The sequence below is a fragment of the Enterobacter sp. MEB024 genome, assembly GCF_030209635.1.
GTDB classification, from domain to species: domain Bacteria; phylum Pseudomonadota; class Gammaproteobacteria; order Enterobacterales; family Enterobacteriaceae; genus Enterobacter; species Enterobacter ludwigii.
This window is the reverse complement of record NZ_JARVRQ010000003.1, coordinates 193,455-213,648: the sequence shown is the minus strand read 5'-3', so window position 1 is coordinate 213,648 and position 20,194 is coordinate 193,455. Positions and strand designations below refer to the sequence as shown.

20 protein-coding genes and 1 pseudogene are annotated in these 20,194 nt (G+C 56.1%); 8 read left to right on the top strand and 13 right to left on the bottom strand.

Translation table 11 applies throughout. The features are described from left to right. Positions 1-53: 53 nt before the first annotated feature. From QRN24_RS07230 to QRN24_RS07220, 3 genes are read right to left on the bottom strand one after another with little or no spacing between them, the layout of a single operon-like run. Complete coding sequence (locus tag QRN24_RS07230) at positions 54-524, bottom strand: YehS family protein (RefSeq protein WP_014170878.1); 471 nt, start codon at positions 522-524, stop codon at positions 54-56. A gap of 51 nt (positions 525-575) precedes the next feature. Then, positions 576-1,295: a two-component system response regulator BtsR gene (btsR, locus tag QRN24_RS07225; protein WP_020883216.1), complete on the bottom strand. Its 720-nt coding sequence runs from the start codon at positions 1,293-1,295 to the stop codon at positions 576-578. Further along, positions 1,289-2,974 (bottom strand): sensor histidine kinase, encoded by a 1,686-nt coding sequence (locus QRN24_RS07220; RefSeq protein ID WP_025203652.1) that lies wholly within the window; start codon positions 2,972-2,974, stop codon positions 1,289-1,291. The genes btsR and QRN24_RS07220 overlap by 7 nt, the downstream gene beginning before the upstream one ends. A gap of 217 nt (positions 2,975-3,191) precedes the next feature. Between QRN24_RS07220 and mlrA the strand changes: the two genes are divergently transcribed. Both mlrA and QRN24_RS07210 read left to right on the top strand, forming a co-directional pair. Continuing rightward, entirely contained in the window at positions 3,192-3,932 is a 741-nt protein-coding gene (mlrA, locus tag QRN24_RS07215; RefSeq protein WP_020883214.1) for an HTH-type transcriptional regulator MlrA, read from the top strand. Positions 3,933-4,001: 69 nt separating this feature from the next. After that, positions 4,002-4,115, top strand: a complete 114-nt coding sequence (locus QRN24_RS07210) for a protein YohO (RefSeq protein WP_010433613.1) — start codon at positions 4,002-4,004, stop codon at positions 4,113-4,115. On the opposite strand, the gene QRN24_RS07205 is transcribed toward QRN24_RS07210, so the two are convergent. The 5 genes from QRN24_RS07205 to bglX all read right to left on the bottom strand — a co-directional run bounded on the left by QRN24_RS07205 (position 4,090) and on the right by bglX (position 10,285). Next, entirely contained in the window at positions 4,090-4,827 is a 738-nt protein-coding gene (locus tag QRN24_RS07205; RefSeq protein ID WP_063924745.1) for an ABC transporter permease, read from the bottom strand. The two genes, QRN24_RS07210 and QRN24_RS07205, sit on opposite strands and share 26 nt — an antisense overlap. Next, a complete protein-coding gene (locus QRN24_RS07200) occupies positions 4,811-5,761 on the bottom strand; it encodes an ABC transporter ATP-binding protein (RefSeq protein ID WP_032678565.1) in 951 nt (316 codons plus the stop codon). The genes QRN24_RS07205 and QRN24_RS07200 overlap by 17 nt, the downstream gene beginning before the upstream one ends. Continuing rightward, positions 5,754-6,911, bottom strand: coding sequence for an ABC transporter permease (locus QRN24_RS07195; RefSeq protein WP_025203650.1), 1,158 nt, complete (start codon positions 6,909-6,911; stop codon positions 5,754-5,756). Before QRN24_RS07195 ends, QRN24_RS07200 begins: the two co-directional genes overlap by 8 nt. Before the next feature lie 12 nt (positions 6,912-6,923). After that, complete coding sequence (osmF, locus tag QRN24_RS07190) at positions 6,924-7,841, bottom strand: glycine betaine ABC transporter substrate-binding protein OsmF (RefSeq protein WP_014170886.1); 918 nt, start codon at positions 7,839-7,841, stop codon at positions 6,924-6,926. Positions 7,842-7,987: 146 nt separating this feature from the next. Continuing rightward, the gene (gene bglX / locus QRN24_RS07185) at positions 7,988-10,285 is read right to left on the bottom strand and encodes a beta-glucosidase BglX (protein ID WP_284942542.1); all 2,298 of its coding nucleotides are present in this window, start codon (positions 10,283-10,285) and stop codon (positions 7,988-7,990) included. 189 nt (positions 10,286-10,474) lie between these two features. On the opposite strand from bglX, the gene dld reads away from it, so the two are divergent. Then, complete coding sequence (dld, locus tag QRN24_RS07180) at positions 10,475-12,223, top strand: D-lactate dehydrogenase (RefSeq protein WP_284942541.1); 1,749 nt, start codon at positions 10,475-10,477, stop codon at positions 12,221-12,223. Positions 12,224-12,334: 111 nt separating this feature from the next. Then, positions 12,335-12,889, top strand: a complete 555-nt coding sequence (locus tag QRN24_RS07175) for a GNAT family N-acetyltransferase (protein ID WP_020883208.1) — start codon at positions 12,335-12,337, stop codon at positions 12,887-12,889. A gap of 66 nt (positions 12,890-12,955) precedes the next feature. Here QRN24_RS07175 and pbpG read toward each other — a convergent pair whose 3' ends face one another. Beyond that, a complete protein-coding gene (gene pbpG, locus QRN24_RS07170) occupies positions 12,956-13,879 on the bottom strand; it encodes a D-alanyl-D-alanine endopeptidase (protein ID WP_014170890.1) in 924 nt (307 codons plus the stop codon). Positions 13,880-14,046: 167 nt separating this feature from the next. Then, positions 14,047-14,634, bottom strand: a complete 588-nt coding sequence (locus tag QRN24_RS07165) for a Yip1 family protein (RefSeq protein ID WP_014170891.1) — start codon at positions 14,632-14,634, stop codon at positions 14,047-14,049. 157 nt (positions 14,635-14,791) lie between these two features. Between QRN24_RS07165 and QRN24_RS07160 the strand changes: the two genes are divergently transcribed. Then, positions 14,792-15,364 carry a DedA family protein gene (locus tag QRN24_RS07160; protein ID WP_138614376.1) on the top strand — a complete coding sequence of 191 codons (573 nt, stop codon included), beginning with the start codon at positions 14,792-14,794 and terminating at the stop codon, positions 15,362-15,364. Positions 15,365-15,406: 42 nt separating this feature from the next. Here QRN24_RS07160 and QRN24_RS07155 read toward each other — a convergent pair. Both QRN24_RS07155 and mdtQ read right to left on the bottom strand, forming a co-directional pair. Beyond that, positions 15,407-16,170, bottom strand: a pseudogene (locus tag QRN24_RS07155) (SDR family oxidoreductase). A gap of 50 nt (positions 16,171-16,220) precedes the next feature. Beyond that, positions 16,221-17,630 (bottom strand): multidrug resistance outer membrane protein MdtQ, encoded by a 1,410-nt coding sequence (gene mdtQ / locus QRN24_RS07150; RefSeq protein ID WP_251884718.1) that lies wholly within the window; start codon positions 17,628-17,630, stop codon positions 16,221-16,223. Positions 17,631-17,833: 203 nt separating this feature from the next. Between mdtQ and yohP the strand changes: the two genes are divergently transcribed. Beyond that, on the top strand, positions 17,834-17,917 hold the full coding sequence (gene yohP / locus QRN24_RS22815) for a small membrane protein YohP (RefSeq protein ID WP_015572324.1): 84 nt from the start codon (positions 17,834-17,836) through the stop codon (positions 17,915-17,917). Between the two features lie 34 nt (positions 17,918-17,951). On the opposite strand, the gene dusC is transcribed toward yohP, so the two are convergent. After that, positions 17,952-18,884, bottom strand: a complete 933-nt coding sequence (dusC, locus tag QRN24_RS07145) for a tRNA dihydrouridine(16) synthase DusC (protein ID WP_025203644.1) — start codon at positions 18,882-18,884, stop codon at positions 17,952-17,954. Positions 18,885-19,078: 194 nt separating this feature from the next. Between dusC and QRN24_RS07140 the strand changes: the two genes are divergently transcribed. Beyond that, positions 19,079-19,477: a CidA/LrgA family protein gene (locus tag QRN24_RS07140; RefSeq protein ID WP_063214759.1), complete on the top strand. Its 399-nt coding sequence runs from the start codon at positions 19,079-19,081 to the stop codon at positions 19,475-19,477. Beyond that, complete coding sequence (locus QRN24_RS07135; protein ID WP_014170901.1) at positions 19,474-20,169, top strand: CidB/LrgB family autolysis modulator; 696 nt, start codon at positions 19,474-19,476, stop codon at positions 20,167-20,169. The genes QRN24_RS07140 and QRN24_RS07135 overlap by 4 nt, the downstream gene beginning before the upstream one ends. The last annotated feature ends 25 nt before the right edge of the window (positions 20,170-20,194 follow it).

Here is a 20,194-nt window from a genome sequence, read left to right as displayed (position 1 = left end):
GAGATAATCTCCGGCTTTTTTTTGCCTCTTCATCCTTCACGCCCTGGTACCACTCACGGCTTAGCGTGATGCACCCGGTGAGTCAGTCCGCGTAAAAAATAACGCAAAAACTGGTCGCCGCACTCGCGGTAGTTCTTATGGTCCGGCGCACGCATCATGGCGGTGATCTCCGGCATCGACACGCGGTGCTTCTGCTCTGTCATAATCGCCAGAATGTCGTCTGTTTTCAGTGAAAACGCGATACGCAGCTTTTTCAGCACCGTGTTGTTATTCACCCGACGCTCAAGCGCCAGTTCTGGTGCTGAGTCATCTTTCCCGCGCTTGTCGTAGATGAGGCCGTTCAGGAAGCCAGACAGGATAATGTCAGGGCAGCGAACAAACCCCTCTTCATCCTCTTTTGTCATCCAGGTGTCGAAACCGGCAGAGGTGGACTCCATGCCAGCAAGCGCAAGAATGCGCACCATATCGTTATTGTTTGCTTTCAGGGTGTAGCGCAGGCTACGGAGAATATCATTACTGAGCATGGGTGCCTTTAACTTAACTGTCGATGATGCAATGGGCGCAGTGTACCAGTTTTACAGGCCGATCGCCTCTTTCAAACTCTTAAGGTAGCGGCGACTGACGGGGACGGTTTGCCCGGCACGCAGCACCAGCTCTGCCTGTCCATTGTCTTCCAGCCGGATCTCTTTCAGGTGCGCCATGTTCACCAGATACTGGCGATGGCAACGAACGAGCGGCGTTCGGCTCTCCAGCGTCCGCAGCGTCAGCTCGGTAAAGCCTTCGTTCCCCTCCGCGCTGGTAACAAATACGCCGCTCAAACGGCTGCTGACAAACGCCACATCGTCCATCTGCAGAAGGTAAATCCGACTGTGGCCGGTGCAGGGGATAAACTTCAGCGGCTGCTGGTTTTCCGGCAACAGCGTGACATCCTGCACGGTGCGCTCCTGGCGCAAACGGCTGAGGGTCTTTTCAAGACGCTTCTCTTCAATCGGTTTCAGTAAATAATCGAATGCGTGCTCCTCAAAGGCTTTGACGGCGTATTCATCGAAGGCGGTCAAAAACACAATGTAGGGGCGATGCTCCGGGTCGAGCATTCCGACCATCTCCAGGCCGCTAATTCGGGGCATCTGAATGTCGAGGAACAGCACGTCCGGGCGCAGTTTGTGCACGGCGCCAATGGCCTCAATGGCGTTTGCGCACTCCCCCACAATCTCAATGTCAGGCTGCTCCTGCAACAGAACGCGCAGGTTTTCCCGTGCTAACGGCTCATCATCCACAATCAGCACTCTTAGCATGCGTTTTCCTCCAGCGGCAGTCGTAACGTAATACGGGTGAATCGGTCAGGCTCACAGGCAACGGTAATGCCACAGTCATCACCAAAGTGCGCGCGCAGGCGTTTATCCACCAGGCTCATCCCTAATCCGCCTGAGGTGGAAGGCACGTAAAGCCCGGCGTTATCTTCAATATCCAGCACCAGATGATGGTTAAAGCGGCTGGCGGAAATGGTGATCTCCCCAATCCCCAACAGCTGTGACGTACCGTGTTTAATGGCGTTTTCCACAATAGGCTGCAGGGTAAAGGCCGGAAGATGCTGATACGCCAGCTCATCCGGGACGGATAATGACACCTGCAGACGAGTCTGGAAGCGGGCCTGCTCAATCTGCAGGTAGGCATTAACATGTTCTATTTCATCGGCCAGGGTCACAATCTCGGACGGACGTTTAAGGTTTTTGCGGAAAAACGTCGACAGGAACTGAACCAGCTGCGCGGCCTGATCGCTGTCACGGCGGATCACCGCTTTGAGCGTATTAAGCGCATTGAACAGGAAATGCGGATTCACCTGAGCGTGCAGGAGTTTAATTTCGGATTGCGTCAGCAACGCTTTCTGACGCTCATACTGCCCGGCGAGGATCTGCGCGGAGAGCAGCTGAGCAATGCCCTCTCCCAGCGTACGGTTGATAGAGCTGAACAGACGGTTTTTCGCTTCATAAAGCTTGATGGTGCCCATTACCCGCTGGTTTTCCCCGCGCAGCGGAATGACCAGCGTGGAGCCCAGTTTGCACTGCGGGTGCAGCGAACAGCGGTAAGGAACTTCGTTGCCGTCGGCATACACCACTTCGCCGGTTTCAATGGCGCGCAGCGTATAGGCGGAGGAGATCGGTTTCCCGGGCAGATGGTGATCGTCGCCCGTGCCGGTAAAAGCCAGCAACCGTTCACGGTCGGTTATCGCCACCGCGCCGATATCCAGCTCCTTATAAAGCACCTGCGCCACCTTCATGCTGTTCTCTTCGTTAAAGCCCTGACGCAGGATCCCCTCCGTCGAAGCGGCGACCTTCAGGGCCGTCGCGGAAAACGCCGAGGTGTACTTCTCAAACATGGCGCGCTTGTCGAGCAAAATACGCATAAACAGCGCAGCACCCACGGTATTCGTCACCATCATCGGTGCGGCGATATTGCTCACCAGATGAAGCGCATCGTCAAACGGTCGGGCAATCAGCAAGATGATGGCCATTTGCGCCATTTCAGCGACAAAGGTGATCGCCCCGGCGGTGAGCGGGCTAAAGACTTTATCCGGACGACCGCGCTTAATCATGTAGCTGTGAACCAGGCCGCCGAGCAGCCCTTCGACGATCGTTGAGATCATACAGCTCAGCGCCGTCATGCCACCCATCGAATACCGATGCAGGCCACCGGTTAACCCGACCAGCCCACCGACCACAGGGCCGCCAAGCAGCCCGCCCATCACGGCACCGATGGCTCGCGTATTGGCAATGGAGTCTTCGATATGGAGACCAAAATAGGTTCCCATAATGCAGAAAATAGAGAAGGTCACGTAGCAGAGCAGCTTGTGCGGCAGGCGTACGGTAACTTGCATCAGCGGAATGAACAGACGCGTTTTACTCATCAACCAGGCGATGACAAGAAACACGCACATCTGCTGAAGCAACAGCAGCACCAGATTAAACTCGTACATACTCAAAACCGCACACCCTCAAAACGCGTAACATACACTGCTGGCGGTAAACTTTCTTTGAAGCGCGGCAAAAAAGCTGCAATTCGTGCCCGGCATCACACCTTTTGCCGAACCTAACGCCTGCTTCGCATTATTCGTGCAAAAAACAACCATTTCTTCCTGGTTCAGTAAACAGGGACTACAGTTAAGCTGGGGACGCGTAAGCCAGGGGGCGAATATGGCGCTTTACACAATCGGTGAAGTGGCACTCCTTTGTGATATCAATCCCGTCACGCTACGGGCATGGCAGCGACGGTATGGATTACTCAAACCGCAGAGAACGGACGGAGGCCATCGTCTCTTCAACGATGCCGATATCGACCGGATCCGCGAGATCAAAAGCTGGATCGATAACGGTGTGCAGGTTGGCAAAGTGAAATCCCTGCTCAGCCATGACGATCCTGACACGCAGCTTCTTTGGCGCGAACAACAGGAAACGTTGCTGCGCCTTCTGCAGGCGGGCAATCTGCAGCGCCTGCGCGCATGGATAAAAGAGCAAGGGCGCGATTATCCTGCGCAAACGCTGATTACGCATCTTTTCATCCCGCTCCGTCGACGCCTGCAGTGTCAGCAGACCACCCTGCAGGCGCTGCTGAGTATGCTCGACGGCGTCCTGATCAACTATATTGCCGTCTGCCTTGCCTCGGCGAAGAACAAGCACGGAAAAGACGCGCTGGTGGTCGGCTGGAACGTGCACGATACTACTCGCCTGTGGCTGGAGGCCTGGATTGCCACCCAGAATGGCTGGCGCGTTGACGTCCTTGTGCACTCGCTGGCGCAATTTCGCCCTGAATTGTTCGACGGCCAGACCCTGCTGGTCTGGTGCGGAGAAGTGCCTTCCGCCTCGCAGCAACAGCTGATGACGGAATGGCGTGAACATGGCTACCCGGTTTACTCGCTTGGCCCGGAAGAGCCGTAACGGCATTTAATGGTTCATTAACAGCTGCGCTTCACCGTATAATTGTTCCGTTAACAACAGGAGCACATGATGAAGGCAACCAAACTGGCCGTAATTACCCTTTTTGTTCTGATGGCCGTAAGCGGTATCGGCGGCGTGATGCTGGCCGGGTATTCGTTTATTGTTCGTGGCGGTGTCGGCTGAGATACTGCGCCAGACGCTCAAAAACGCGATCGACGACGATTGCCGCCAGCGCCACCAGCAACGCCCCCTGCACAATATAGGCCGTATTGAACCCGCTTAAGCCGATGATAATCGGCGTTCCCAGGGTGTTGGCCCCCACCGTCGACGCAATGGTCGCCGTCCCGATGTTGATGATCACCGACGTACGGATCCCCGCAAGGATGACCGGTGCCGCCAGGGGGAGTTCAACTTTGCGCAGCCGCTCTGCGCGACTCATCCCCATCCCTTCAGCAACGCTCAGTACCGACGCAGGTACCGCCGCAATACCGGCCAGCGTACCCTGCAGAATGGGCAACACACCGTATAAAATCAGCGCAATGATGGCCGGTTGCTGACCAAAACCCATCACCGGCACTGCAATCGCCAGCACCGCCACCGGCGGAAACGTCTGGCCAATCGCCGCAATGGTCTCCACCAGCGGGCGAAACTCCCGGCCCGCGGGGCGCGTGACCGCGATGCCCGCCCCCACGCCCAGTACAATAGCGATGGCACTTGAGAGCACCACCAGCCAGAGATGGGCCAGGGCAAGATTAATAAAACTCTCCTGCTGATACACCGGGCGCGGCAAGTCGGGGAAGAGTGTGCTAAACAGCGCCGCGCTGTGCGGCATCAGCAACAGCAAAGCGACAAAGAGCACGACCAGCCAGAGCAGCGGATCACGAAGAGCCTTCACGTGTCACCTCCCCTGCCAGCAGATCGCGAAAATGCAGGGTGCCACTTGGCGCGCCCCGGGCATCCGCAACGGGCAACACTTCACACTGACGGGCAACAAACGCCGAAAGCGCATCCCGCAAGCTCATCTGTTCCTGCAGAGGCTCGCCACGCACCGTCGCGTCCTGTCGACGCATATAGTCGCTGACCGTACGCAGCGAGAGCAGCCTGACGCCCAGCTCGCTGCGGCCAAAAAACTCACGCACAAAATCGTTTTTCGGCCAGGTCAGCAGCTCAAGCGGCGTCCCCTGCTGCACCACCTCGCCATGGTCCATCAGCACCAGATGGTCGGCCAGACGCAGCGCCTCATCAATATCGTGCGTCACAAGAATGATTGTTCGCCCCAGAATGCGATGAATGCGGGTCATTTCCGCCTGCAGTGCGGCGCGCGTGACCGGATCCAGCGCGCCGAAGGGTTCATCCATCAGTAACACCTGCGGATTGGCCGCCAGCGCACGCGCCACGCCCACCCGCTGCTGCTGGCCTCCGGAAAGCTGGTGCGGGTAGCGGTCACGCAGCGCAGGTTCTAACCCGAGCAGAGACATCAGTTCATCAACCCGGTCGGCAGTTTTTGCCCGCGACCATTTCTCCAGCTGCAGCACGGTGGCGATGTTCTGCGCGACCGTCCAGTGCGGAAACAGGCCGATGGACTGGATGGCATACCCCATACGACGACGCAGTTCCAGCACAGGCAGGCTGCGGATCTCTTCTCCGGCAAAGCGGATCAGACCGCTGTCATGCTCAACCAGGCGGTTAATCATCTTCAGGGTGGTGGATTTTCCCGATCCCGATGTGCCAATCAGCACGGAAAATGCGCCCTCGGCAAAATTCAGATTGAGATGGCTTGCCGCCGGACGACCCGCAAAGGTTTTACTGACATCGTGAAATTCAATCATTGGCTCTTCTCCTGAGCAGCGCGAGCCATAAGGCAAACAGCGCGTCGATGACAACCGCCAGCGCAATCGTGGGCACCACGCCCAATAACACCAGGTCCAGGGCGCTACTCAACAGCCCCTGGAAAACCAGCGCGCCAAAGCCGCCCGCGCCAATCAGCGCCGCAATCACCGCCATACCAACGGTTTGCACCGCCACCACCCGCAGGCTGCGCAGCAGCAGGGGCAAAGCCAGCGGCAGCTGGATCTTCCAGAAACATTGTCTCGCGCTCATCCCCATTGCATGGGCACTTTCCAGCACGTCCGGCGCGACCTGGCTCAGCCCGGCCACCACGCCGCGCACCAGCGGCAGCAGCGCATAGAGCACCAGCGCGATAAGGGCTGGCGTTAAACCGGTTCCGGCGATCCCCATCGTTCCCAGCACCGGGAACGACTTCACCAGCCCGGCCAGCGGAGCAATCAACAGGCCAAACAGAGCGACGGACGGGATGGTCTGAATCACATTCAGTACGGCAAACACCCCACCCTGACGTGAAGGGTGGCGATAGCACCACATACCCAGCGGTATGCCGAGCAGTAAGGCCGGGATCAGGGTGCCGAAGAGGATCGTGAGGTGTTGCGCCAGGGCGTCATTAAACACCTCCTGACGGTTGGCGTACTCTTTTAACAGCGAGAGATTATTCAGCTCACCGCTAAACAGCAGCAGCAATGGAATACACCATATCTGGGCATTGAGTATCCAGCGCCAGACGGATGTTGAGATAAGACGGCGAATAGCATCGCTGCAGGCCAGCAGACACAGCGCCAGCCAGAGCCACAAACCGCTACCCACAGAGGTTCTTGCCAGCGGACTTTCCGCCGAGGTCATGTGCGTTGCTGCAAGCCCGCCTCCCCAGAATAAGGCGATAAACAGCCCTTCACAAAGCAGCAGCGTCAGCCACTGAGCCGTGCGTCCTTGCCAGAGCGACAACGCAACCCACGCGCCCAGCGCCGTCACCAGTAACCACGGCGTAAATGACCAGACCTGCCAGAGCGAGCGACTCTCCCCCGACATCAGGCGATTCGGGGCCACATTCACAAACGGTAACGCGACCGCCGCGATGGCCACACAGGCCAACAGCAGCAGTACGCGGTTATGACATTTTATTGGCACAGCCCTGTCCTGTTACTTCACAAGCCCTTGTTGTTTCAGGAAATCGGCGGCCACTTTTTTGGCATCCAGTCCCTCAACGGCAATGCTGGCATTCAGCTGTTGCAGCGTTTTTGCATCCAGCTTTTCGAAGACCGGTTTGAGCCATTCAGCAATATCCGGGTACGCTTTAAGTACCGCTTCCCGCACGACAGGTGCCGGGGCGTAAATCGGCTGGACGCCTTTTGGATCGGTTAAGGTTTGCAGGCCAAGCGCCGCGACCGGGCCGTCGGTGCCGTAAGCCATCGCCGCATTAACGCCCGACGTTTGCTGCGCAGCGGCTTTGATGGTCACCGCGGTATCACCGCCCGCCAGAGAGAGCAACTGGGCCTGATCCAGTTTGAAATCATAGGCTTTTTCAAACGCCGGCAGCGCATCCGGACGCTCAATAAACTCAGCGGAAGCCGCAAGCTTAAAGTCACCCTTCTCTTTCAGGTAGCGACTCAAATCCGCAAGCGAGGTCAGCTTTCCTTTCTCCGCCACGTCCTTGCGCACCGCGATGGTCCAGGTATTGTTGGCCGGCGCCGGCGTCAGCCAGACCAGCTTATTTTGCTCAGCGTCGAGTTTTTTGACTTTTTCATACCCGGCTTTGGCATTTTTCCACGCCGGATCGTTTTCATCTTTGAAGAAGAACGCGCCGTTGCCGGTGTATTCCGGGTAGATATCCAGCTCGCCGGAGGTAATCGCGCCGCGTACCACAGGCGTGGTTCCCAGCTGGACTTTATTGACGGTTTTAACACCGTGGCTTTCCAGTACCTGCAGAATAATGTTACCGAGCAACGCACCTTCGGTATCTATCTTGGAACCCACTTTTACCGGTTCTGCCGCCTGTAATGGCAGACTCAGCGCCGCCAGTAACACCGCTGAACCCAACATCCCCTTTGCAATCGTCATTCCACTGTCCTCATTTTTTTGCTGCCTTTTTCAGAGGCTTGAGAGAAAAGCGTAGCTTAAAACGGCGGAATTAACCGTCAAAATGCCTTTTTAACATAAGGTAAGACGCATCCCCCGCAAAGCGGGGGATGCAAGGGAGGGAAACGTCAGAGCAGCTCGAACTCGCCTTTATTAACGCGGGCGGAATCGCCCCCGATAAAGACGTTAAACTTGCCTGGCTCCGCATCATATTTCATCTGCTGGTTCCAGAACTTCAGCGCATCCACGTCGATGGGGAAGCTGATGGTTTTGGTTTCGCCCGGCTTCAGGTTGACCTTCTCGAAGCCACGCAGCTGTTTCACCGGACGGCTCATGGAGGCGGTCACATCCTGGACGTACATCTGAATGACCGTTGCCCCTTCGCGTTTACCGGTGTTGCTCACCTCGACGCTTGCGGTAACTTTGCCGTCACGCTTCAGGGTCGGCGCAGACATTTTGACGTCAGAAACCTTGAAGGTGGTGTAGCTCAGACCGTAACCAAACGGATACAGCGGGCCGTTCGCTTCATCGAAGTAACGGGAGGTGTACTTATTCGGTTTGTCGGCGTTGTACGGACGGCCGGTATTCAGGTGGCTGTAGTAAACCGGGATCTGCCCGACCGAACGCGGGAAGGACATTGGCAGCTTGCCTGACGGGTTGTAATCGCCAAACAGCACGTCGGCAATCGCGTTACCGCCTTCGGTACCGGCGAACCAGGTTTCCAGGATCGCGTCGGCCTGCTGGTCTTCTTTGACCAGCGCCAGCGGACGACCGTTCATCAGCACCAGCACCAGCGGCTTGCCGGTCGCCTTCAGGGCGGCAATCAGATCGCGCTGGCTTTGCGGAATGGTGATGTCGGTACGGCTGGAGGCCTCATGCGCCATCCCCTGCGCTTCACCCACTACCGCGACAACCACGTCAGATTGCTTAGCGGTGTTCACCGCTTCATCAATCATCTCTTTCGGCGAACGCGGATCGACCTTCACCGCCTCTTCGTACTGATTGAGGAAGGTGACAATGTCTTTATCATTGGTGACGTTCGCCCCTTTGGCGTAAACCACTTTCGCGTTCTCACCCACGGCGTTCTTGATACCGGTCAGCACCGTGACGGACTGATCGGCCACCCCCGCTGCAGACCAGCTCCCCATCACGTCGCGCTTGCTGTCAGCCAGCGGTCCCACCACGGCAATGGTGCCGGATTTCTTCAGCGGCAGCGTGTCGAGGCGGTTTTTCAGCAGCACCAGGCTTTCGCGTGCCACATCGCGGGCCTCTTTGCGGTGCAGACGGCTTTCCGCGTTGGTGTCCGCCGGGTCAGAATCTTTCGGCCCCAGGTGGCTGTAAGGGTCGTTAAACAGCCCCATATCATATTTCACGTTCAGCACGTGGCGCGTGGCGTCGTCCAGCTCCGCCATGGTCACCTTACCGCTCTTCACCAGCCCCGGCAGGTATTTGCTGTAGTACTCGTCGCTCATGCTCATGTTGATGCCGGACTTGAGCGCCACGCGTACCGCATCTTCCGGATCGGAGGCGGTACCGTGCTTAATGAGCTCTTTAATGGCGCCGTGGTCAGAGACGGTGATGCCCTTAAAGCCCCACTGGTCACGCAGAACGTCTTTCAGCAGCCACGAATCGGAGGTCGCTGGCGTGCCGTTGAGGGAGTTCAGCGCCACCATCACCGCGCCGCTGCCGGCATCCAGCCCCGCTTTGTACGGTGGCATGTAGTCGTTGAACAGCCGCTGCGGGCTCATATCCACGGTGTTGTACTCTTTACCCCCTTCAACGGCGCCATAGGCCGCGAAGTGTTTGACGCTGGTCATCACCGCGTAGCGATCTGCCGGGCTCTTACTCTGCATCGCTTCCACCATGGTTTTCCCCATTGTGGCTGTTAAATAGGTATCTTCACCGAACCCTTCTGAGCCGCGGCCCCAGCGCGGATCGCGGGAGACGTCCACCATCGGTGCCCAGGTCATATTCAGACCATCATCCGCCGCTTCATAGGCAGAAACGCGCCCCACGGTTTTCACCGCATCAAGGTTAAAGGACGATGCCAGACCAAGGCTAATCGGGAAGACGGTACGCTGACCGTGCACCACGTCATAGGCGAAGAACAGCGGAATTTTCAGGCGGCTGAGTTCCATCACCTGATCCTGCATTTTGCGGATATCCGGGCGGGTGACGGTGTTAAAAATAGCCCCGACCTGCCCGTCTTTGATCATCTCGCGGATGGCCTCTTTCGGGTTATCCGGGCCGACGCTGATAAGACGCAACTGGCCAATTTTCTCATCGACCGTCATTTTCTTGAGCAATTCCGTGACAAACGCGTCCCGGGCTTCAGGCGTGAGCGGGTGATTGCCAAACAAATCCTCTGCCAGCGCAGGTTGCAGCGCCAGGCTGACGGCGACACCTACAGAACATAGCCATTTCATGTCGTTTTACTCTCTCATCAATAACCGCCGGAAGAACTCGGCCAGACCGTGCGAAAAGCGCAGTGTGCCACAAACCCTCAGAACGTTGCAGGGTTATTCTCTGATTTTTCTCGTGAATACTCGACCGCTTAACAGTTAATCGCGCTATGCTTTACAGCGAGAAATTTGCCCCACCACAAGGAGTGGAAGATGTCTTCTGTTCGAACTCACGATAACACGACGTTTATTAACGAACTGTCGCGCCTGGTTGGCTCCTCTCACCTGCTTACCGACCCGGCAAAAACCGCCCGCTACCGTAAGGGCTTTCGTTCCGGTCAGGGCGAGGCGCTGGCGGTGGTGTTTCCCGGCACGCTGCTTGAACTCTGGCGCGTCCTGAGCGCCTGCGTGGCCGCCGACAAAATTATTCTCATGCAGGCGGCTAACACCGGCCTGACGGAAGGCTCAACGCCGAACGGCAACGATTACGATCGTGACATCGTGATCATCAGCACCCTTCGTCTCGACAAACTGCATCTGCTGGATAAAGGCGAGCAGGTGCTCGCGTTCCCTGGCACGACGCTCTACTCCCTTGAAAAAGCGCTTAAGCCGCTGGGACGCGAACCGCATTCGGTCATTGGCTCATCCTGTATTGGCGCCTCCGTGATCGGCGGGATCTGCAATAACTCCGGCGGTTCGCTGGTGCAGCGCGGCCCGGCTTACACCGAGATGTCACTTTTTGCCCGTATCGACGAAAATGGCAAGCTGACCCTGGTCAACCATCTGGGCATTGATCTTGGCGTAACGCCGGAACAGATCCTGAGTAAGCTCGACGACGATCGGGTGAAAGATGAAGACGTCCAGCACGACGGTCGTCATGCTCACGACCACGATTACATCACCCGCGTGCGGGATATCGAAGCGGATACCCCGGCACGTTACAACGCCGACCCTGATCGCCTGTTTGAATCTTCGGGCTGTGCGGGCAAGCTGGCTGTTTTTGCCGTGCGCCTCGACACCTTCCCGGCCGAGAAAAAACAGCAGGTGTTCTACATCGGCACCAATCAGCCGGACGTGCTGACCGAGATCCGTCGTCATATTCTGGGCGAGTTCGCTCACCTGCCGGTGGCGGGCGAGTACATGCACCGTGATATTTACGACATCGCGGAACGCTACGGCAAAGATACGTTCCTGATGATCGACAAGCTCGGCACCGATAAAATGCCGTTCTTCTTCACCATGAAGGGCCGTACCGACGCGATGCTGGAAAAAGTGCCGCTGTTTAAACCCCACTTTACCGACCGCTTTATGCAGAAACTGGGCAACGTCTTCCCGTCACATCTGCCGGAGCGGATGAAAACCTGGCGCGATAAGTACGAGCATCACCTGCTGCTGAAAATGGCCGGGGACGGAATTGCCGAAGCGCAAACCTGGCTTAGTGAATTCTTCAAAACTGCCGAAGGCGATTTCTTTGCCTGTACCCCTGAAGAGGGCAGCAAAGCCTTCCTGCACCGTTTCGCCGCTGCGGGTGCCGCCATTCGTTATCAGGCGGTGCATTCAGACGAGGTGGAAGACATTCTGGCGCTGGATATCGCCCTTCGCCGCAACGATACCGAGTGGTTTGAACACCTGCCGCCGGAAATCGACAGCAAGCTGGTCCACAAGCTCTATTACGGCCACTTTATGTGCTACGTCTTCCACCAGGATTACATCGTTAAGAAAGGGGTCGATGCGCACGCGCTGAAAGAGCAGATGCTCGCGCTGCTGCACACGCGAGGCGCACAATATCCTGCGGAACATAACGTGGGGCATCTTTATAAGGCTCCTGACGCACTTAAGCAGTTTTATCGCGAGAATGACCCCACAAACAGCATGAACCCCGGCATTGGTAAAACAACGCGGAATAAATACTGGAAAGAGAGTCCTGACGCGGAGCAGCCCGTGACGCAAGCGTCTGATTAATTCCCACAGCCAAATTTGAGAGATTGTTAAGCGCGCCTTAATCGTACTAGAGTAGCGTTCTGTCGCCGGAGAAACGTTTCTCCGGCATCTGTTACGAGGAGCAGGCACATCATGTCGGCTGTTGATATTTTATCCGAAACCGAAGTGGAAGTGCGCGATGCCCTTCCCGACGATGTGCATGCTATCGCCGCTATCTACGCCTGGCATGTGCTTCACGGGCGCGCATCCTTTGAAGAAGTTCCCCCCACCATTGATGAAATGCGTCAGCGAATGAAAAGCGTGGCCGAGAATGGCTTACCGTGGCTTGTCGCGCTGTATCGCGGCATCGTCGTAGGCTACTGCTACGCGACGCCTTACCGTCCGCGCCATGCCTATCGCTACACTCTGGAAGAGTCGATTTACGTGGATGCGAGTACTACCGGTCGTGGTTTTGGCTCCGTCCTGATGGATGCGCTGATCGCCCGCTGCGAGCAAGGACCGTGGCGGCAGATGATTGCCGTTGTGGGGGATGGCAACAACAATGCCGGCTCGTTACGGTTGCATAAAAAATACGGCTTCGAAATCGTCGGTCAGTTACGCAGCGTCGGGTATAAGAAAGGTGACTGGCGGGATACGGTGATCATGCAGCGCTCACTCAATGACGGAGACTGGACGCTGCCGGAGTAAGGCGCAGCGAGGTCTGTTGCCCTCTCCCGCGGGAGAGGGCGAAAACACAGTCATCTGCAATCCGGCTCAGTCGTTCTGGGCGGTTGCCATCTGCTCCGCTTTCTGCTTTTTGTAGGTCAACGCCGCGGCCGGTACCGGCTGCACTTTCCCCGTCTCAATCCAGGTACGAAGTCGGCTTGCATCCGCGAAGTGGGTGTATTTGCCAAAGGCATCCATCACCACCAGCGCCACCGGTTTACCGTTGAATACGGTACGCATCACCAGGCAGTGTCCCGCCGCGTTAGTAAACCCGGTTTTCGTTAACTGAATATTCCAGTTATCCCGGTACACCAGATGGTTAGTATTACGGAACGGCAGCGAATAGGCCGGGTTCGCAAAGGTTGCCATCTCTTCACGGGTCGTACTGAGCTGACCAATCAGCGGGTACTGTTTGCTGGCAATCAGCAGTTTTGTCAGGTCGCGGGCCGTGGAGACGTTGTGAATCGACAGGCCAGTCGGCTCGACGTAACGGGTATTGGTCATCCCCAGCGATTTGGCTTTTGCGTTCATCGCACGAATAAATGCGTCGTAGCCACCCGGATAGTGGTGGGCCAGGCTCGCCGCCGCGCGGTTTTCAGAAGACATCAGCGCCAGCAACAGCATATTTTTACGGCTGATTTCGCTGTTCAGTCGCACGCGGGAGTAGATCCCTTTCATCTCCGGCGTATGGCTGATATCCACTTTCAGTTTTTCGTCCAGCGGCAGATGTGCATCAAGCACCACCATCGCGGTCATTAATTTGGTAATCGAGGCGATCGGGCGTACCAGATCCGGATGGCTGGCGTAAATCACCTTATTGGTGTTGAGATCAACAATCATCGCACTGCCGGAAGCGATTTGCGGCTGGGCAGCAGCGGTGGTCACGGCGGGCGTTTTGGCGATCGCTGGCGCGGCAGCGGACGCTCCCAGCAACAGGGCCAGGCTAAGTAAAGAGACTCGGAATTTCAGCATGGTGAGACTTCTGATAATTATTCACGCACGTTATGACGTACACCGCCTGTGTCGATGGAGAAACGCAGGCTGGCTTCGGCATCATAGCGGTCACCGGGCTTTGTCGCCAGAGGATAATCGTGAACAGATGCTGCATTGCTGGCATTTACGCCAGCAATGCAGTGAGCCTAGAAGAGACGGTATCCATAACCCCACAGAATAACCGTCAGAGCCAGTAGCGCTTCCAGCACCAGCACGCCGATGGCGAGCGTTGAACTGGAGAAGCTCAGGCCCTCTTCTTTATTGATATTGAGGAAGGTTGGTACCCCCAGATACAGCAGATAACCGGTGTAAAAGAGGGCAATAGTACCGATCAGCGCGCACAACCAGACCAGTGGATACAGCGCCACAATACCGCTTAAGAACAGCGGCGTCGCGACATACCCGGCGAAAACCATACAGTGTGCCAGCGATGGACGTTGCGGATAGTTACGCGCCATCCAGTGAATGACACGCCCCATGACAGCCACACCCGCCAGCATCAGGCCATAAAAGAGAATGGCCAGTGAAAGACCGGTAAACCAGGAAAGCTGAACCACGGTGCCATCACCAAAGTTCCAGCCGATTTGTGTTGTGCCAATAAACGCGCAGATTACAGGCACCGCTGCCATCAGCAGCACATGATGCGTGTAATGATGCGAGACCGTTTCGTTCTCCGTTTTGATGACATGCATTTCACGATCGGGATGGGAGAAAAGTCCCCAGACATGGTTCATAACGCCCCCTTGTTGTCGGCCCGTCAGCTATATCTTAAGTATAATGCAGGCCTGAGATTATTTTATGTACAGTGGGAAATTTCCGTTGATTGCCCCGTTATTGATTCATGGGGTATATGATTAACCGAGGCATAATAAGGGAGATGACATTGACGTAATGGATATCAACAGTCTTATTGAACACTATGGATACGCTGCACTGGTCGTTGGCAGCGTGGCGGAAGGAGAAACCATCACGCTGCTCGGCGGGGTGGCCGCGCATCAGGGGTTACTCAAATTCCCACTCGTTGTTGCCGCAGTCGCACTCGGCGGGATGATTGGCGATCAGCTGCTCTACTTTCTGGGACTGCGCTTTGGCCCTACGCTTTTGAAGCGCTTTTCAAAGCACCGCAAGAAAATTCACCGCGCCCAACGGCTTATCCAGCGTCACCCTTACCTGTTCGTGATTGGCACCCGTTTTATGTACGGCTTTCGGATTATCGGCCCGATACTGATTGGCGCCAGCCATTTACCGCCGAAAATTTTCCTGCCGCTGAACATTCTTGGCGCGATTGCCTGGGCCCTGATCTTTACCACGCTCGGTTATGTGGGTGGAGAAGTGATTGGTCCGTGGCTGCATAATGTTGACCAGCATCTGAAGCACTGGGCATGGGTTATCCTGATTGTCGTGGTGGTAATTGCTGTCCGGATGTGGCTGAAGCATCAGGAAAAGACGCGGGATGAAGAGTAAGTGCAATGGCGCCCTCTCGCACAAAGAGAGGGCGAAAAGTTTCTACCCGGCGGGCTTAAATTGTGGATTCGCCAGCATAAAACCGCCGTCGACAATAAATGATTGCCCGGTAGCATAGCTGGCGTCACCGTCACACAGCCACGCCACCAGGCTGGCAATCTCTTTGGTATGCCCCGGCCGCGCGAGCGGGATCGCGGGCATCGAACCAGCCTTCACTTCACTGTCGTCCATATCATTCATTGGCGTGGCAATGGCACCTGGCGCAACGGCATTCACCAGGATGTTATGCTCGACCAGCTCCAGCGCCATGGATTTGGTTAATCCGCCCAGGGCATGCTTGGCCGCCGTATACGCACTGGCATCCGGTAAAGGCGTGTGTTCATGCACCGAGGTAATGTTCACAATTCGCCCCCTTCTCCCTGCTTCACCATCTGACGCGCAGCGATCTGTGAACAGAGAAACGCGCCATCCACGTCAACGGTAAAAATCCCCCGCCACTCCTCAAACGGCATGTCGAGAAACGGCGCTTTGGTCATCGCCCCGGCATTGTTGACCAGCACGTCCAGCCGACCAAAGCGCGTAATTAACGTTTCAATGGCCTGCGCCCCCTGCGGGAGAGTGCTTAAATCAAGTTGAACCGCCTCTGCACGCCGCCCCTTCGCCTCGACTTCGCGGCAGGTTTCCAGCGCACCTTTTTCGTCGGAATGCCAGGTGACGCCGATATCAAACCCTCGTTCAGCCAGCATCAGGGCCGTGGTTTTCCCAATCCCGGAATCCGATGCGGTAACAATCGCGACTTTGGTCATACTCACCTCCAGAAAAGCTGCAAAGAGGTAAGTATAGATAATCGCGCTTTTTAGCCCTGATGATAGCCGCCACCCAGCGCCGAGGTCAGCTGCAGCGTGGCGTCAACGTACTGGCCTTTGAGCATCACCCCGGTGAGCTGCTCCCTGAGGGCCGGTATTCTGGCCTCACTCACGCGGGAGCCGGCGATAATGCCGGCGCGAAAGCGGGCCTGAGCCAGTGCAACAACGCGGGCAGCCTCTTTTTCGACACGCTGCTGGTGCTGGTTTTTGGCGGTCAGTGTTTCGACTTCGCTGGCCGTGCGCGCCACCTGATTCACCGCATCCACCACCGCTTTGTTATAACGCGCGACGGAGAGATTGTTCTGCGCCTGGGCAATATCCAGCTCGGCGTTTAGCCTGCCGCTGTCGAAAATGGGCAGCGTCAGACCGGCGGTGACGCCCATCTGCTGCGCAGAAGAGCGGAACAAATCGCTCAGGTGCAGGGCATCCTGCTGTAAGAAAGCCATCAGATTCACATCGGGATAGAAGGCTGCTCTGGCCGCCTCAACGTCACTCATGGAGGCCTCGATATACCAGCGAGCCTCCTGCAAATCCGGTCGACGTGCCAGCAGTTCATACCCCAGCGTGGCCGGGAGCGAGGCTTCTACCGTGGGTAAGGCGTGGCGTGTAAGCGTCACTGAGGGGGTGTTCGTCAGGGCGCTCAGACGCGCCTCAACGGCTTTCATTTTTCCGTTCACTTCTGCCAGTTGCTCGTCAGTTTTGCTGGCGTTGATGTCGGTTTCGACGCCCTCTACGGAAGAGGTGATCCCATGCTGATACAGTTCGCGGTCGGCTGCAATAATCGTGTCCTGCTGGTGTTTAATCTCCGTGAGAAAATCCCCCACCGCGGCCTGGGTTTGCCACGCCCAGTAAAGACGTGCGACGCTGCTGGCAAGCAGTTGTCGGGTTTGCTCAAGCTCCGCTTTTTGCGCGTTTACCCGGCCAATTCGGGCTTCAACCCGTGCACGATTTTTCCCCCACAAATCGAGATCCCAGCCCGCGCTCAGACCAAAAGTACCGTTGGTGTACCACGGTCCGGTGGTTCCCGCCGCCGGATCGGTTATCGCAAAGGGCCCCATCAACCCTTCGGCCGACATTTTTTGCCGTTCAGCATCCGCTGCAAAATCAATTTCCGGCCCCCCGGCGGCCAGGGTGGCTTTTGCCTGCGCTTCCGCCAGCGTGATGCGCTGACGGGCAATTTGCATATCCGGCGCATCGTTCAGCGCCTTCGCAATCAGCGAATTGAGTTCAGGATCGTTATACGTTTTCCACCATGCATCTTTCGGCCACGCGGTATGGCTCAGCGTAGTATTCACCGCAGCCGTTGTTGATTGCATATTTACAGGGGAAACCGAGGCATGTTCCGGCGCGCAGGCCACCAGAATAAAAACCAGGGGAATACTCAGAGATAAAGGTTTCATTACGCCATTCACGCGAAAAATAAAGGCGCAACTTACGCCAGACGTCGCTCTTTTTTTTAGTAACGCGTGGCAACCCGCAATTTGTCATACATTTTCATACTCAGAAAATTATTCATCATAAGAATGAATTAAATGAGTGAATTCATCTTCATTATAAATTCACTGCTACACTTACTTTCGACAAACAGACGCAGGAGAAGCGAATGAAAATATTACTGTGGGTTATTTTAATTATATTTCTGATAGGGCTGCTGGTGGTGACCGGTGTATTCAAGATGATTTTCTGATTTCATTGCCCGGCTCAGCGCCGGGCACATTCCGTTACCTGGACTGAATCACCCGTGCAATATCAGCGGAAGTCTGCAGCGTGCGGATCTCCTGAAATAACCCCAGCGCTTCACTGTACTCTTTGCGTAAATAACTGAGCCACTGTTTAATTCGCGCGACGTGATATAACCCGGTATCACCCTGTTTTTCGAGGCGACTGTATTTTTTCAGCAGCGTGACCACATCAGCCCACGGCATACGTGGTTCGTTATATTTAATCACCCGGCTGAGGTTTGGTACGTTAAGCGCGCCGCGGCCAATCATCACCGCATCGCAGCCAGTCTCTTTCAGGCACGCCTGCGCGCTTTCGTAATCCCAGATTTCGCCGTTGGCAATAACGGGAATGGTGAGTCTTTTGCGGATCTCGCCAATCGCCTGCCAGTTAATACGTTCGGCTTTATAGCCATCTTCTTTGGTGCGGCCATGCACCACCAGCTCAGTGGCCCCGGCCTGCTGCACGGCATCGGCAATCTCAAATTGCCGCGCGTCGCTGTCCCATCCCAGACGCACCTTTACCGTCACCGGCAGATGCGACGGTACAGCCTCACGCATGGCTTTTGCGCCACGGTAAATCAGCTCCGGATCTTTCAGCAAGGTGGCGCCGCCGCCGCTGCCATTCACCAGTTTTGATGGGCAACCGCAGTTGAGGTCAACCCCAAAGGAACCAAGCTCTACGGCACGGGCCGCGTTCTCCGCCAGCCATTCGGGATACTGACCCAGTAGCTGAATGCGCACCAGCGTACCGGAAGAGGTGCGGCTTTGATGATGCAGTTCCGGGCAAAGGCGATAGAATGATTTTACTGGCAACAACATATCGACCACGCGCAAAAACTCCGTCACGCAGAGATCGTAGTCGTTCACCTCGGTCAGAAGCTCGCGCACGAGGGAGTCGAGCACGCCTTCCATTGGGGCCAGTAAAACACGCATAGCAGTACCTGTGAAAAAAGACGCGCTATAGTAGCCGCTCTCCCGGCATGAGGAAAGCCCGGCGGTTAACCCGGTGAGGTTATACCAGACGTTCCATTTCGGAATGTCTGGTATGCTCAAAATTCATGATGTGATCCGTGGCACATTTTTAGGTTTAATTGTATGATGAATGCGTTTCATCAAGGACTTTCACCATGAGAAAATCATTGAACATTATCTGGCAATATCTTCGCGCATTCGTCCTGATTTACGCCTGCCTGTATGCCGGAATCTTTATCGCATCCCTGCTTCCCATTACCATCCCCGGCAGTATCATTGGAATGTTGATCCTCTTTGTTTTGCTGGCATTGCAAATTCTGCCTGCCAAATGGGTTAACCCTGGCTGCTTTGTCCTTATTCGCTATATGGCGCTGCTGTTCGTGCCTATCGGCGTCGGGGTTATGCAGTATTTTGATTTGCTCCAGGCGCAGTTCGGACCCATTGTGGTCTCCTGCGCGGTCAGTACGCTGGTGGTTTTCCTGGTAGTAAGCTGGAGTTCGCATCTGGTGCATGGCGAACGTAAAGTGGTTGGGCAGAAAGGAACAAAACAATGATGGCCAATATCTGGTGGTCGCTGCCGTTAACGCTGGCAGTGTTCTTCGCCGCACGCAAACTCGCCGCACGTTTCAAAATGCCGTTGCTTAATCCGCTGCTGGTGGCGATGGTGGTGATTATCCCGTTTCTGCTTCTCACCGGCATTCCTTATGAACGCTACTTTGCCGGCAGCAAAATTTTGAACGACCTTCTGCAGCCCGCCGTGGTGGCACTCGCCTTTCCTTTATATGAGCAATTGCACCAGATCCGCGCCCGCTGGAAATCCATCATTACCATCTGTTTTGTCGGGAGCCTGGTGGCGATGATCACCGGCACCTCGGTGGCGCTGCTGATGGGCGCGTCCCCGCAAATTGCGGCCTCTATTCTGCCTAAGTCGGTCACCACGCCTATTGCGATGGCCGTGGGCGGCAGCCTGGGGGGGATTCCGGCCATCAGCGCCATGTGTGTGATATTCGTGGGGATCCTCGGCGCGGTCTTTGGACATACCCTGCTGAATGCGATGCGTATCCACACCAAAGCAGCACGAGGTCTGGCGATGGGTACCGCGTCGCACGCCCTGGGCACCGCGCGCTGCGCTGAACTGGATTATCAGGAAGGGGCGTTTAGCTCACTCGCCCTGGTGATCTGCGGGATTATCACCTCCCTGCTCGCACCGTTTATTTTCCCGCTGATTGTGGCGGTCATGGGTTAAAATTTGCGATGCGTCGCGCAAATTT

Excerpts from the sequence above, each read along its gene's own strand:
- QRN24_RS07230 (WP_014170878.1), bottom strand. The coding sequence starts at position 524 with ATGCTCAGTAATGATATTCTCCGTAGCCTGCGCTACACCCTGAAAGCA.
- QRN24_RS07175 (WP_020883208.1), top strand. The coding sequence starts at position 12,335 with ATGTCGGCTGTTGATATTTTATCCGAAACCGAAGTGGAAGTGCGCGAT.
- QRN24_RS07210 (WP_010433613.1), top strand. The coding sequence starts at position 4,002 with ATGAAGGCAACCAAACTGGCCGTAATTACCCTTTTTGTTCTGATGGCC.
- mlrA (WP_020883214.1), top strand. The coding sequence starts at position 3,192 with ATGGCGCTTTACACAATCGGTGAAGTGGCACTCCTTTGTGATATCAAT.
- QRN24_RS07140 (WP_063214759.1), top strand. The coding sequence starts at position 19,079 with ATGAGAAAATCATTGAACATTATCTGGCAATATCTTCGCGCATTCGTC.
- dusC (WP_025203644.1), bottom strand. The coding sequence starts at position 18,884 with ATGCGTGTTTTACTGGCCCCAATGGAAGGCGTGCTCGACTCCCTCGTG.
- QRN24_RS07135 (WP_014170901.1), top strand. The coding sequence starts at position 19,474 with ATGATGGCCAATATCTGGTGGTCGCTGCCGTTAACGCTGGCAGTGTTC.
- QRN24_RS07200 (WP_032678565.1), bottom strand. The coding sequence starts at position 5,761 with ATGATTGAATTTCACGATGTCAGTAAAACCTTTGCGGGTCGTCCGGCG.
- QRN24_RS07165 (WP_014170891.1), bottom strand. The coding sequence starts at position 14,634 with ATGAACCATGTCTGGGGACTTTTCTCCCATCCCGATCGTGAAATGCAT.
- yohP (WP_015572324.1), top strand. The coding sequence starts at position 17,834 with ATGAAAATATTACTGTGGGTTATTTTAATTATATTTCTGATAGGGCTG.
- pbpG (WP_014170890.1), bottom strand. The coding sequence starts at position 13,879 with ATGCTGAAATTCCGAGTCTCTTTACTTAGCCTGGCCCTGTTGCTGGGA.
- QRN24_RS07220 (WP_025203652.1), bottom strand. The coding sequence starts at position 2,974 with ATGTACGAGTTTAATCTGGTGCTGCTGTTGCTTCAGCAGATGTGCGTG.
- dld (WP_284942541.1), top strand. The coding sequence starts at position 10,475 with ATGTCTTCTGTTCGAACTCACGATAACACGACGTTTATTAACGAACTG.
- osmF (WP_014170886.1), bottom strand. The coding sequence starts at position 7,841 with ATGACGATTGCAAAGGGGATGTTGGGTTCAGCGGTGTTACTGGCGGCG.
- mdtQ (WP_251884718.1), bottom strand. The coding sequence starts at position 17,630 with ATGAAACCTTTATCTCTGAGTATTCCCCTGGTTTTTATTCTGGTGGCC.
- btsR (WP_020883216.1), bottom strand. The coding sequence starts at position 1,295 with ATGCTAAGAGTGCTGATTGTGGATGATGAGCCGTTAGCACGGGAAAAC.
- QRN24_RS07160 (WP_138614376.1), top strand. The coding sequence starts at position 14,792 with ATGGATATCAACAGTCTTATTGAACACTATGGATACGCTGCACTGGTC.
- bglX (WP_284942542.1), bottom strand. The coding sequence starts at position 10,285 with ATGAAATGGCTATGTTCTGTAGGTGTCGCCGTCAGCCTGGCGCTGCAA.